General features: G+C 47.9%; 13 protein-coding genes and 2 tRNA genes. 1 reads left to right on the top strand and 14 read right to left on the bottom strand.

What is annotated here, in order from left to right; all coding sequences use genetic code 11:
- The first annotated feature begins 13 nt into the window (after nt 1-13).
- Nucleotides 14-319 (top strand): hypothetical protein, encoded by a 306-nt coding sequence (locus tag PH235_RS00360; RefSeq protein ID WP_272160469.1) that lies wholly within the window; start codon nt 14-16, stop codon nt 317-319.
- 85 nt (nt 320-404) lie between these two features.
- On the opposite strand, the gene PH235_RS00355 is transcribed toward PH235_RS00360, so the two are convergent.
- The 14 genes from PH235_RS00355 to PH235_RS00290 all read right to left on the bottom strand — a co-directional run bounded on the left by PH235_RS00355 (nt 405) and on the right by PH235_RS00290 (nt 12,188).
- Nucleotides 405-478: transfer RNA gene (locus PH235_RS00355), tRNA-Arg, on the bottom strand.
- A 267-nt stretch (nt 479-745) separates the two neighbouring features.
- Nucleotides 746-819 (bottom strand) — tRNA-Arg (locus tag PH235_RS00350).
- Between the two features lie 175 nt (nt 820-994).
- Nucleotides 995-2,251 (bottom strand): methionine gamma-lyase family protein, encoded by a 1,257-nt coding sequence (locus PH235_RS00345; protein WP_272160467.1) that lies wholly within the window; start codon nt 2,249-2,251, stop codon nt 995-997.
- Nucleotides 2,235-3,494: a GTPase HflX gene (gene hflX / locus PH235_RS00340; RefSeq protein WP_272160466.1), complete on the bottom strand. Its 1,260-nt coding sequence runs from the start codon at nt 3,492-3,494 to the stop codon at nt 2,235-2,237. The genes PH235_RS00345 and hflX overlap by 17 nt, the downstream gene beginning before the upstream one ends.
- Before the next feature lie 38 nt (nt 3,495-3,532).
- On the bottom strand, nt 3,533-4,447 hold the full coding sequence (miaA, locus tag PH235_RS00335) for a tRNA (adenosine(37)-N6)-dimethylallyltransferase MiaA (protein ID WP_272161024.1): 915 nt from the start codon (nt 4,445-4,447) through the stop codon (nt 3,533-3,535).
- A 28-nt stretch (nt 4,448-4,475) separates the two neighbouring features.
- Nucleotides 4,476-5,216 carry a glycerophosphodiester phosphodiesterase gene (locus tag PH235_RS00330; protein ID WP_272160465.1) on the bottom strand — a complete coding sequence of 247 codons (741 nt, stop codon included), beginning with the start codon at nt 5,214-5,216 and terminating at the stop codon, nt 4,476-4,478.
- Nucleotides 5,217-5,259: 43 nt separating this feature from the next.
- Entirely contained in the window at nt 5,260-6,960 is a 1,701-nt protein-coding gene (gene recN / locus PH235_RS00325; RefSeq protein WP_272160464.1) for a DNA repair protein RecN, read from the bottom strand.
- Nucleotides 6,961-6,994: 34 nt separating this feature from the next.
- Nucleotides 6,995-7,837 carry a TlyA family RNA methyltransferase gene (locus tag PH235_RS00320; protein WP_272160463.1) on the bottom strand — a complete coding sequence of 281 codons (843 nt, stop codon included), beginning with the start codon at nt 7,835-7,837 and terminating at the stop codon, nt 6,995-6,997.
- A 12-nt stretch (nt 7,838-7,849) separates the two neighbouring features.
- Nucleotides 7,850-8,743 carry a polyprenyl synthetase family protein gene (locus tag PH235_RS00315; RefSeq protein WP_272160462.1) on the bottom strand — a complete coding sequence of 298 codons (894 nt, stop codon included), beginning with the start codon at nt 8,741-8,743 and terminating at the stop codon, nt 7,850-7,852.
- 5 nt (nt 8,744-8,748) lie between these two features.
- Nucleotides 8,749-8,994 (bottom strand): exodeoxyribonuclease VII small subunit, encoded by a 246-nt coding sequence (locus PH235_RS00310; protein WP_106449411.1) that lies wholly within the window; start codon nt 8,992-8,994, stop codon nt 8,749-8,751.
- Complete coding sequence (gene xseA / locus PH235_RS00305; RefSeq protein ID WP_272160460.1) at nt 8,994-10,328, bottom strand: exodeoxyribonuclease VII large subunit; 1,335 nt, start codon at nt 10,326-10,328, stop codon at nt 8,994-8,996. The genes PH235_RS00310 and xseA overlap by 1 nt, the downstream gene beginning before the upstream one ends.
- Nucleotides 10,329-10,344: 16 nt before the next feature.
- Nucleotides 10,345-11,184 carry a bifunctional methylenetetrahydrofolate dehydrogenase/methenyltetrahydrofolate cyclohydrolase FolD gene (gene folD, locus PH235_RS00300; protein WP_086627790.1) on the bottom strand — a complete coding sequence of 280 codons (840 nt, stop codon included), beginning with the start codon at nt 11,182-11,184 and terminating at the stop codon, nt 10,345-10,347.
- Nucleotides 11,185-11,310: 126 nt separating this feature from the next.
- The gene (nusB, locus tag PH235_RS00295; RefSeq protein WP_272160458.1) at nt 11,311-11,766 is read right to left on the bottom strand and encodes a transcription antitermination factor NusB; all 456 of its coding nucleotides are present in this window, start codon (nt 11,764-11,766) and stop codon (nt 11,311-11,313) included.
- The gene (locus PH235_RS00290; RefSeq protein ID WP_272160457.1) at nt 11,763-12,188 is read right to left on the bottom strand and encodes an Asp23/Gls24 family envelope stress response protein; all 426 of its coding nucleotides are present in this window, start codon (nt 12,186-12,188) and stop codon (nt 11,763-11,765) included. Before PH235_RS00290 ends, nusB begins: the two co-directional genes overlap by 4 nt.
- Nucleotides 12,189-12,197 lie beyond the last annotated feature (9 nt).

Genomic DNA, 12,197 nt, shown 5'->3' with positions numbered 1-12,197 from the left:
TTAGGAGGGATTTATGATGTTGAATGACCTTATTACGATACTGAAATATGAATACACGGTTCATCCAGGTGAATATTTCAATGTGGATACTTACTGGGTGAAAAGCATGGCTGAAGTGAAGACTGTCATCATCGACCAAGATCACGTATTCACGAAAATGGTAAGTTTCTATCCGAAGAATTTCGTCATTTATTTGGAGCAGTTCCCTGATCAGAGTATCTACCGCACCAATTTCCCATTAAAGAAAATCGACAACAGCGACTCGCATGAAGTTGTTTTCGACGAAACTGCAAAAAATGTTTTTGAATACCTGGATTGATTTCTCGAAACCTGAAAATCAGCCACACAAAAAAAGCCCGCGACAAGGATCTGATCCTTGCGGCGGGCTTTTTCTGTGTTAAATACGTCTCAAGAGAGATTCGAACTCCCGACCGTTCGCTTAGAAGGCGAATGCTCTATCCTGCTGAGCTATTGAGACAAAATAAGTATTAGGCAAAACAAGGTTGGATCCGTTCCAAAGCGGTGTCACAAGAAATGATTATACAGCAAATCGTTTAAATTGTCACCATGATTTTGGCTTTTTCTCAAAAAATGTTTCACCATCGCAATAAACGGACAATTTCGCCGCCTTTCCATCTGTCAACCGGTCCATAGGTCTGTCATGAGAAAAAAAACGTCGCATCCGCTTCTTCGCGGATGCAACCGATTCTTTGCCATGGACTTATGAACCTGGGAAAAGATATGACGTCTCAAGAGAGATTCGAACTCCCGACCGTTCGCTTAGAAGGCGAATGCTCTATCCGGCTGAGCTATTGAGACAAAAATTTGAGCCGTCTGAATGACTCACAACATTTAATAGTATAGGCGGAAACCAGCTTAAAGTCAACACTTTTTCGCGGGAAGGTTTTGAATTGCCACATTTTGTGGGCTGCCTATTTCCAAAAAATGTGATTTTCGGGCTGAATCTGCGAACTATTCAGCCCGGAATCACAAATTATTCTGCGAAGAACGTATCCTTCACTGCTGCTGTTACTGCCAATTTGACGTGTTCGTAGGTCAGTCCGCCTTGTACGTAAAGTAAATATGGCGGTCGTATCGGACCATCTGCCGTCAATTCCAAGCTTGCGCCCTGAATGAAGGTTCCGGCAGCCATGATGACATCATCCTCGTAACCGGGCATATAGGCCGGAATCGGTTTGACCGCTGCGTTAACGGGGGAATATTTCTGGATCGTCTGAGCAAAAGCGATCATCGCTTCCTTGCTCGGCAGTGCGACCATTTGGATCAGATCAGTGCGCGGGCTGTCCCAAGCTGGGGTGGAAGATACGCCGCATTCTTCCAAGAGTCCAGCAGTATAGACCGCACCCTTCACCGCTTCACCGACAACATGGGGCGCCAAAAACAAACCTTGGTACATTTCCAGAAGACTGTATAAGGAGGCTCCAGCTTCACGGCCGATCCCCGGAGTTGTCAGGCGATAGGCACACCGTTCAATCAGGTCTTCCCTACCAGCGAGATAACCGCCCATCTTCACGATTCCGCCGCCCGGATTTTTGATGAGGGAGCCGGCAATCAAATCGGCTCCGACTTCAATCGGCTCCAGCGTTTCGACAAATTCCCCATAGCAATTGTCGACAAAAAAGACGGTTTCCGGTCCCACATGTGGCCGAATTGCCGCAATCATCTCTTTAATTTCATCGATCGTAAAGGAGGGTCTGGCCGCATAGCCGCGGGAGCGTTGAATCGCGATCATTTTTGTTTTGGGGCTGACTTTCTCCAGAACCGTCGGAATATCCACTTTGCCGTCTGCACACAGATCGATATGCTGATAAGCGATATTGTATTCCTTTAAAGAGCCGATTCCGTTCCCGGTCAGGCCAACAATATCCAAAAGGGTATCGTATGGTGTTCCGGTCACATACATCAATTCATCCCCGGGCCGCAGCACTCCGAAGAGCGCAGTTGAGATCGCATGTGTTCCGGAAATGATTTGCGGCCTGACCAAAGCAGCCTCAGCCTGAAAAACCTCCGCATAGACTCTTTCCAGCGTATCGCGGCCATCATCGTCATAGCCATAGCCCGTGCTCGGGTTGAAGTGGTAATCGCTGACGCGGTGCTTTCGGAAAGCTTCCAACACCTTGCCTTGATTAAACAAAGCCTTTTCCTGTATCCCTTTAAAAACGGGCTGGATTTTTTTGTCGACTTTTTCGACTAACCCGGTCAGCCTTGCTTCTTTATTCGTCGCTTGCATCCGTTGCTTTGTCCCCTAACCATTTTGAATTGCTTTTAGCGTACCCTCTTAAGCGGTAGGCGTTTGTTTCTTCTATATATTCGATGGATTCCACAAAGGTCTCTTGCTGCATTTTATTCATCGTGCGGGCTTCAGGGCCACTTGCATCAAGGTCTTTTGTATAAGGAACCAACATTTTAGCGATTTCATCCCAGATGAAGTCCTTCAATCGGTTGATGTCGTCATCATCAAGTGCTGAAATGACGATATTCGGAAATAGGCGCGGCTGGAAATCCGGACCGGCAAGATCGCGTTTATTGTAGATCGTCAACATAGGTGTCTTATCCATATCCAAATCCTTCAATAGATCCAATACGGTTTTTTCATGTTCATCTATGAAGGAGGTTGAAGCATCAACCACGTGCAAAAATACATCCATATTGCGGCTCTCTTCCAATGTTGAATGGAAAGCATGGATCAACTGTGTCGGAAGATCCTGGATGAAGCCTACAGTATCGGTTATCGTAGCCTGAAATTGATTCGGCAAGGTCAGCTTTCTTGTCAACGGATCCAGAGTCGCGAACAGTTTATCCTCTTCCAAGGTTGCTGCGTCGGTCAATCGATTGATGACCGTGGATTTTCCTGCATTCGTATAACCGATCAAACCGATCTGGAAGACTTCGCTGGCATGGCGTTTTTCTCGTGCCCTTTGGCGGTGCAACTCTGTTTCTTCCAATGTCTTCTTGATTTCCTGCATTTGACTGTGAATGTGTCTGCGATCGGTCTCGAGTTTTGTCTCACCTGGTCCTCTTGTTCCGATTCCCCCGCCCAGACGGGATAAATTGGCGCCTTGGCCCATCAAACGCGGCAACAGATAACTCAACTGCGCTAAGGCTACCTGAAGTTTACCTTCTTTACTGCGGGCGCGCATCGCAAAGATGTCCAATATCAGTTGAACGCGATCGATGACTTTACAATCAACACTCTCTTGGATATTGCGGACATGTTTAGAGGAGAGTTCTTGTTGGAAAATGACGGTATCCGCCTCCAGTTCTGCACACAAATTCACCAGCTCTTCCACTTTGCCTTTGCCGATGACCGTCCGGGAGTCTTTGCGGTCCCTCTTTTGTGTCAATACGCCGACAACTTCCCCTAACGCGGTTTCGGTCAATTCCGCCAGTTCTCTCAGTTGATATTCAAAGGCTTCATCTGTTTGATTCGTCTGAACATTCACCAGAATAACTTTTTCTTTCTTATTTTCCATAAAATTTCCAACTTTCTTTTTTCGTTCATACTCATCGATTAGGCTAAGAACGAGTCGACTAAATCTTCGATTTTCTGCATCTCTTGATCGTTCTGAACCAGATCAAACCAATGGATGCCGCTCATTCTGTTCCGGAACCAGGTCAACTGCCTTTTGGCATAGCGCCTTGAATTTTGCTTCAGCAGTTCTATAGCTTCTTCAAATGTGCCCTCCCCATTGAAATAAGCGAACCATTCTTTGTATCCGATACCTCTTGTCGCCTGCGTCTTGGCAGGCAATTGCCTGTCAAAGAGTGCTTTTGCTTCTTCAACCAGTCCGCCTGCGACCATCAGATCAACGCGCCGGTTGATGCGTTCGTAAAGAATGCTTCGCTCGGTATCAAGCCCGATCAGCAGTGCGTCATAATGAGGATCTGCTTCCCGATCGGTCTGATCCGAGAAGCGTTTTCCGCTGAAGTGGATCACTTCCAAAGCACGGATGACCCTTCTGCTGTTGTTCGGGTGGATCTGTTCAGCCGCTTTGGGATCCTGCTCCTGCAATTGCTTCCATATATGCATGGCATCGGTCCGTTCCAATTCAGCTTCTAGCTGTTTCCGGTAGTGAGGGTCTTCGGCAGCCACCCCGCCGAACTGCATATCAAACAAAAGTCCTTCTATATAAAGGCCCGAACCCCCGACCACAATCGGAAGCTTGCCTTTTGCGATGATCGCCTCGATGGCCAGTCTTGCGTCCCTTTTGAAGTCGGACGCAGTGTAATCCTGCTCAATCGGAACGATATCCAACAGATGATGCGGGATGCCCTCCGCCTCTTCCTCAGTCACCTTCGCGGTCCCGATGTCCAAGCCTTTGTATACCTGCATGGAATCACCGTTGATGATTTCACCGTTGTATTTTTTTGCCAGTCGGATGCTCAGCGCGGTTTTCCCGACTGCTGTCGGACCGACAATGACCATGATTTTAGCTAATTTTTCCTTTGTTGTTTCAGACACCCTGAATCACCTTTCTCATTTGCAGTGCGCGTTCCGGATAATCCGTGATGATCGAATCGATATTTTTGCGCAGACAGACTTGCATTTCGACCTTTCGATTCACCGTCCAAACGCGAAGCGGGATCTTGGATTGTTCGAAAGGCGGCAGACTGCGCAGAATCGAGAATTTCGGATGCCAACCCTCTACAGGGATGCCTTCACCCAGCTCCATTTGTTGCTTGCCTTTCTTGCTGAAAAGCAGGGCAATTTTTGAGTCCTCGCGCAAAGCCTTGATTTTTTTCAAGGTTTCATAATGGAAACTGGAATATATGACCGAAAAATGGTCAAGATAAGGCTCTGTCAAAGCAAGCACCTTTTCTTCGATTGCGGGGTATTGGAACACATCCGTCTTCAATTCAACATTAAGGACGCCTGTAAAATGATTATCCGCCAAAAGGGTCAACACCTCTTGGAGTGTCGGGATGCGGGCGTTGCTGTATTTCGGATCGAACCAGCTGCCGGCATCCAATTTTCTCAATTGTTCCAGCGTCATCTCTTTGACATAGCCTTTTCCGGATGTCGTGCGGTCCACTGTCTCATCATGGATGACCACGACTTCACCATCTTTAGTCAGATGGACGTCCAATTCTATGCCGTCGCTTGCAACTTTCAGAGCTTCCTGAAAGGCCTCCAGCGTATTTTCTGGATGCGTTCCGCGACTGCCCCTGTGCGCGATGATTTTAGTGTGTGCCAATCTCCCCAACCCTTCCGTTCTGCTCCTCTGCGCAGTTTTTCCTTCAAGCTTTGTTTTTTTCGGTATCAGCCAACTCCAGCAATTCTTTGGCGTGGGCCAGAGAAAGTTCCGTTATGTCGGTGCCCGCCAACATGCGTGCGACTTCGTTGATGCGTTCAGCCCCGAACAGCGGTTTGACGTGTGTCTTTGTCCGCTCGGCGATGATCTCTTTTTCTATATAGAGATGCTGATCCGCCATCGCTGCCACTTGCGGAAGATGCGTGATGCAGAGTACCTGCGAGTAGCTGGCCACCAAGTGGATCTTATTGGCTATCGCTTGCGCTACCCTGCCTGAAACGCCGGTATCCACTTCATCAAAGATGATGCTGGTGATGCCTTGCGTTTTGGTGAAAATGGCTTTCATGGCCAACATCATCCGTGATAATTCGCCGCCGCTGGCCACCTTGGCCAAGGCTTTCAGGGGTTCGCCGACGTTCGTCGCGATATAGAATTCCACGTGATCCAACCCGTTATCCGTAATCGCAATCTTCCCTGGTTGTACATGGAAAACAGTCTTGAAAAGGACTTTTTCCATGTACAGTTCCTTTAACTGCAGTTGAATCTGTTCTTCCAGAACGACTGCAGCTTTTCCGCGGATGGCTGTCAGTTGTTTGCCGATTGCAAGAATCTCTTCTTTCGCCTTGTTGTAGTCCACGTTTAGTTTCTCAAGGTAGCTTTCTCGGTTTTCAATCAAATCGAGTTCTTGGAAAATTTTTTCGTAATGCCCCAGCACCTCACTGATTGTGTTCCCGTATTTCCGCTTCAACTGGCGGATCAATTCCAATCGGTTCTCGATTTCATTCAAGCGCCCTTCATCGTAGGACAATTGCTCGATCTCCGACAGGATGTCAGCGGCGCATTCCTGCAGTTGATAATACGCTGCCGAGACCGAGGATGCGATTGCCTGGTAGACTGGATTGATGTCCTGCACTTTTTCCAGCGCCGCCATGCCGAGACCGATTTTGTCGATGCCGTTCTCTTCACTGTTCTGCATTGAATCGTACGCGCTCGTCAAAGCTTGCATGACTTTTTGATAATTGACGAGCAGGTTACGTTCTTCTTCCAGTTTTTCATCCTCTGCAGGATCCTTCAACTGAGCTTGCTCGATTTCCTGGATTTGGAAAGTCAACAAGTCGATTCTTTGGACTGTTTCTTTCTCGTCTGTCTTCAATTGGATCAATTGCTTGCGTGTATCCACATATTTGGCATAAGTATTGAGATATGCCATTTTGACTTCTTCCAGTTCATTCCCGGCGAACTGATCCAGCAAGTCGATATGTTTTTGCGGATCCATCAATTCTTGATGCTCGTTCTGCCCATGGATATCGATCAGCGTTTCGCCGACTTCGCGCAGAGTCGCAACCGTTACGATTGTGCCGTTGACCCGGGAAATGTTTTTACCGTTCCGGGAAAGTTCCCGCTGCAGCAGAACTTGGTTCCCGTCCGCTTCGATTCCATACGATTCCAACACAGCCACTGTCTTGGCGTTTTCGGGAATACTGAAAAGCCCTTGGATGACCGTCTTGTTTTCGCCGTATCGAATCAAATCGTTGGATCCTCTCCCGCCGGCCAACAGACCGACGGCATCGATGATGATGGATTTCCCTGCTCCGGTTTCCCCGGTCAGCACGGTCATCCCCTCGTCGAAACTCACTTGAAGATTTTCAATTATTGCAAAATTTTTAATGGACAACTCCTGTAACATTCCGCATTCCCCTTCGCAACAGTTCCTTAAACGCCTATTTATCGGAAATTGAGATTGATTTGCTTTTCAGCTGCAGATAAGCCTCTTTGACGATCTGCGGGCTGTCGATTTCTGGAGAGACGATACCCGGTACATGGGCATTGGCCTGTAAATGGACCAAAAATTCAATGTTTCCGGTCCCTCCAGTGATAGGCGAAAAGCTCAGATTTTTCACATCGAATCCGGTCAGGGAAGCAAAATCCAGGATATCCCGCAACACTTCATTATGGACTGCCGGATCACTGACTATGCCTTTTTTGCCGATTTTCCCTCTTCCGGCTTCGAATTGCGGTTTGATCAGCGCAACGACGTCTCCGCCGACTGCGATGATTTCCTTCAGAACCGGCAAAATCAGTTTCAGCGAAATGAAGGACACATCAATGGAAGCCATCTCCGGCTGCCCTTTTTCAAAATCCTCCAGTTTGCTGTAACGGAAATTCACCCGTTCCATGACCTCGACGCGTTCATCCTGGCGCAACTTCCAATCCAATTGATTGTAGCCGACATCCAGTGCGTAACATAGCTTTGCCCCATTTTGGAGCGCGACATCCGTAAAGCCGCCCGTTGAACTGCCGATATCCAAAAAGATTTTGTCCTTGGGATCCACTTGGAATAAAGCGATGGCTTTTTCAAGTTTCAATCCGCCACGGCTCACGTATTTCAATGTTTCTCCTTTTATATGGAGGGTTTTCTCGACGGAAATCTTTTCGCCCGGTTTGTCGTAACGCTGGTTGTTTTCGTCATAGATTTGCCCGGCCATGATCAATCTTTTGGCTTTTTCACGGGAATCTGTCAAGCCTTGTTGTACTACAAGTAAATCCAATCTTTCTTTTTCCATGGTAATCTCCCGTTATATTCTGACGTAATCCAACAATTGGCGGAATACATCTATTTTATCCTCCGCATCGCCATTGGACAGTGCCACTCGGTCCAGACAGTCTTCCGCTTGGCGGATGACGCCGTTCAGTTCCTGGATGGATCCGGTGACACCCAATAAGGATGGGTATGTATTTTTGTTCAATGCGGCATCATGATGGATGGTTTTGCCCGTTTCGGCCTCATCCAACACGACATCCTTCAGATCGTTGTGGATCTGGTAAGCCAAACCCAAGTGTCTGGAGAATCCTTCCATCTCGGTTGTGAATGGTTCATCCGCTTCCGCGATGAGGCATCCCGCTGTGACAGCGTATCTTATCAATGCGCCGGTCTTTTTATCGTGCACTTGCTTCAACTCTTCTAGTGTCAGTGTCTTCTTTTCGCCCTCTACATCATCCATCTGGCCGGCGATCATTCCGTTCGGACCCGAGGCTTTCGCCAACAAGCCGATCAGTTTGATTTTTTTGACTGCCGAAATGACGGAGGATTCCGCAAGGATTTCGAAGGCAGCCGTCAACAACGCGTCACCCGCAAGGATTGCGGTGGATTCTCCGAATACTTTATGGGAAGTCAGGCGCCCCCGTCTGTAATCATCGTCATCCATAGCCGGCAGATCATCATGGATCAAGGAATAAGTATGGATATATTCCAAAGCGGCTGCGGCTGCGAAGCCATCCGAAATTTCACTGTCTGCCAACGAAAGGGTCGCCAACACTAAAAGAGGGCGAATTCTTTTTCCGCCCCCCATTAAAGAATACGCCATCGCTTTGTGCAGATTTTCTTGCGAAGGCACACGTTCATCCAATTCCGAGTAGAGGAAAGCATCGAATCGAGGCATCCATTCCGATTGAAATTCGCTGAGATTCATGCTTGTCATTCTCCTTCGGTTTGGGTTGCCGGTTCTTCAAAATTCGCTTCCGAACCATCCGGGTTGACGATTTTCGTCAGCGTTTTTTCAGCATTGTTCAAAGTGTCTTGGCAATACTTGCTGAGATCCATCCCGACCTTGAATTGCTCCAATGCCTCTTCCAATGGGACATCCCCTGCTTCCAGTCTTGTTACAATAGCTTCTAATTGGTTCATCGCTTCTTCAAAACTTACTTTCTTTTCGGCCTTCATCATTTTTCCTCCACCACATGTTTTACTTCTGCTTCGGCATAACCGTCCGAAAAATTCACTTTCAATTTATCGCCGCTGCGCAACTCTTTGACGGATGCGACTATGTTCCCGTCCCTTGTCGTATAAGTGTACCCGCGCGACATGATCTTCAATGGACTCAACAAGTCCAACGACTGCATAGCCGATGTCATGCGCATCCCTTTCTGTAACAGGTAGCGATCCATGGCCCTTTTCAGTTCATCGCCAAGCTGTTGTCTGCGATTTCCTGCCAGCTGCACGTCCCTTGCAGGATTGCGGTTTTCCAGGCGCATTTGCAGCCGTTGCAGCTCATTGGAGCGCAAATGGATCTGCTGCTGCATCTGATTCGCCAGGCGTTGTTGCACCTGATCCGCTTTGATGGCATAACCTTCATACATCCGCTCCGGTTGTCTGAAGATATAGGATTGCATGGCGCGATTCAATCGCTGTTGTTGCAGCGTGTGCAGATGCCGCATCTTTTGATAGAGCCTGTTGTCGATCTGATGGATATAACGGATGACATCGCTCAACACCGGCACAGACAACTCCGCCGCCGCTGTTGGAGTAGCGGCACGGACATCCGCAACAAAGTCAGCCAACGTCGTATCCGTTTCATGCCCTACGGAAGAGATGACCGGGGCACTCATGGCCGCGATTTGGCGGACGACTGTTTCCTCATTGAAGGACCAAAGATCCTCTATGGAGCCGCCCCCCCTTGCGACGATGACCACATCAAAATCCCCTTTTTGCTCAATTGCCTTAAGATTCTTTATGATGTTGGCAGCGGAATCCTTTCCTTGCACAATGGTCGGATAGAGCACGAGCTGGACGATTGGGTATCTTCTTTTCACAGTCGTCATGATGTCCCGGATGACCGCACCGCTTGGGCTAGTCACAATGGCGATGCGTTTCGGAAAAACTGGCAGCTTTTTCTTAGGCAGGGAAAACAACCCTTCACGCGTTAATTTTTCCTTCAGTTCCGAAAACGCTTGGTACAAAGCACCGACCCCATCCGGTTCCATATGCTCGACCATGATATTGTAGGTTCCGCCCGATTCGTAGACGTTCACCCGTCCGATGAGCATCACCTTCATCCCTTCCTTGGGCTTGAAGGCCAACTTGTCGAATCTGCCTTTGTACATCACTGCTGAGATGACGGCATGGTCATCCTTCAGGCTGAAGTATTGATGGCCCGGACGCGGACGATAATTGGATATTTCACCAGTAAGGTAGACACGCTCGAGATAAGGATCGGCATCAAATTTTCTTTTGATGTATTTGGTTAAAGCAGTGACGCTGAGATAGACAGGTTCCAACTTTGTGCCTCCTTGATTATTTTGCTTTATCGATTGTTTGTTGCAACAACATCGTGATGGTCATCGGACCGACACCGCCAGGAACTGGTGTGATATGGCTTGCGATGCCCATTGCACCGGCCGTGTCCACGTCGCCGATCAATTTGCCTTCTGCACTGCGGTTCATCCCTACATCGATGACGACTGCGCCCTCTTTGATGAAATCAGCAGTGACGAAATGGCCTCTGCCGATCGCCGCAACCAGGATATCAGCCTCTTTAGCCAATTCTTTCAGGTTTTTAGTGCGGGAATGAGCGATCGTGACTGTCGCGTTTTCGTTCATTAGCATGATGGACATCGGTTTGCCGACGATATTGCTGCGGCCGATCACTAATGCTTTTTTACCTTCAAGTTCGATGTTGTATTCTTCCAAAATCTTCATGATGCCGTACGGTGTGCAAGGCAAAGCTGATTCATTGCCCAGGAAGAAGTTGCCGACGTTCATCGGATGGAAACCATCCACATCCTTCTCATAACGGATGGCGCGCAAAACTTTTTGTTCATCTATGTGTTTCGGCAAAGGCAACTGTACCAGAATGCCGTGCATGCTTTCATCTTGGTTCTGCTTTTCAACTTCTGCCAGGAGATCTGCTTCGGAAATATCTGCCGCAAGACGAACGACACGCGAATTCATGCCCATTGCTGCGGATTGTTTCTCTTTATTGCGGACATAGACTTGACTCGCTTTATCCTCGCCGACCAAAATGACGCAAAGACCCGGGGTTTTCCCTTCTGCTGTCAATGCTGCTACCTGTTCTTTCATCTGATCCTGCATTTTTTTGGCTAAGCCTTTTCCATCCATGATAATCGTTTCCATTAATCAATCTCCTTTTCCTTGGTGTTACCGTCTATTTTAACATATTATCTTGGATTACGGTTAGAAAAGCGGGCTTGGCTTGCCCGAATTCATCGACAAAAAAAGAAAAACCCTTATGCCGAAGCATTAAGGATTTTCCGTTTTAGGAATTAGGTTGGACAATACGCCATTGATGAATTTGCTCGACTGTTCATCGCAATAAAGCTTTGAAATTTCGATTGCTTCATTCAACGCTACCCTTTGAGGCACCTGTTCCGTATCTCCCAACAGCATTTCATAAGCAGCAATCTGCATGATCAAAGCGTCTGCTTTGGCCAATCTGCCCACAGTCCAGTTCTTCAGGTAAGGTTGGATCGCTTCATCAATCGCCGCTTGATTATCCAAAACGCCATGCACTAATGTGACCAAATAAGGATAATCCTGGATTTCGACATCCTCTTCGCTGTTCCATTCCTCTGAATCGCTCAGAACCGCTTGCTTGATGGCTTCTTCAGGGGTCAATTCTTCGTTCGTTTTCAATTGGAAAAGGGCTTGGAGCGCCTTTTCCCTGATTTCTCTTCTGGTTAAACGGGAAGTGCTCACGCATTCTCCCCCAATTCTGCATCCAAATCAAGATAGGTATTGTCTTCGGGCTTCGGTGCGACAAGGCCAACCACATGGACGTTCACTTGCGACACTTCGAGATTGCTCATGTAAAGGACTTGTTCCTTCACTTTTTCTTGCATATCCAAAGCGACTTTCGGTACGGAAGTCCCGTACTTAATGTAACAGTACACATCAACCGCCAAACCATTTTCATCGACTGTCAAGTGTACACCTTTGTTATGGGCAGTGCGTCCCAATAATTCATTGACGCCGGTCTTGAAAGACCCTTGCATCGCATAAACACCTTCTACTTCATTCGCTGCAATACCCGCGATCACTTCAATCACTTCAGGAGCAATTTCAATCTCTCCCAGTGGAGCCGGACCGTTTGCTAAAGGAATGTTTGTTTCTTCCATCATCTGTCATTC

It is taken from the genome of Trichococcus sp. K1Tr (genome assembly GCF_028309625.1).
Taxonomy (GTDB): Bacteria; Bacillota; Bacilli; order Lactobacillales; family Aerococcaceae; genus Trichococcus.
Note: the sequence above shows the minus strand (reverse complement) of the source record. Positions and strands in the feature narration are given on the sequence as shown.

Excerpts from the sequence above, each read along its gene's own strand:
- PH235_RS00360 (WP_272160469.1), top strand. The coding sequence starts at position 14 with ATGATGTTGAATGACCTTATTACGATACTGAAATATGAATACACGGTT.
- PH235_RS00345 (WP_272160467.1), bottom strand. The coding sequence starts at position 2,251 with ATGCAAGCGACGAATAAAGAAGCAAGGCTGACCGGGTTAGTCGAAAAA.
- hflX (WP_272160466.1), bottom strand. The coding sequence starts at position 3,494 with ATGGAAAATAAGAAAGAAAAAGTTATTCTGGTGAATGTTCAGACGAAT.
- miaA (WP_272161024.1), bottom strand. The coding sequence starts at position 4,447 with ATGGTCATTGTCGGTCCGACAGCAGTCGGGAAAACCGCGCTGAGCATC.
- recN (WP_272160464.1), bottom strand. The coding sequence starts at position 6,960 with ATGTTACAGGAGTTGTCCATTAAAAATTTTGCAATAATTGAAAATCTT.
- PH235_RS00320 (WP_272160463.1), bottom strand. The coding sequence starts at position 7,837 with ATGGAAAAAGAAAGATTGGATTTACTTGTAGTACAACAAGGCTTGACA.
- PH235_RS00315 (WP_272160462.1), bottom strand. The coding sequence starts at position 8,743 with ATGAATCTCAGCGAATTTCAATCGGAATGGATGCCTCGATTCGATGCT.
- PH235_RS00310 (WP_106449411.1), bottom strand. The coding sequence starts at position 8,994 with ATGAAGGCCGAAAAGAAAGTAAGTTTTGAAGAAGCGATGAACCAATTA.
- folD (WP_086627790.1), bottom strand. The coding sequence starts at position 11,184 with ATGGAAACGATTATCATGGATGGAAAAGGCTTAGCCAAAAAAATGCAG.
- PH235_RS00290 (WP_272160457.1), bottom strand. The coding sequence starts at position 12,188 with ATGATGGAAGAAACAAACATTCCTTTAGCAAACGGTCCGGCTCCACTG.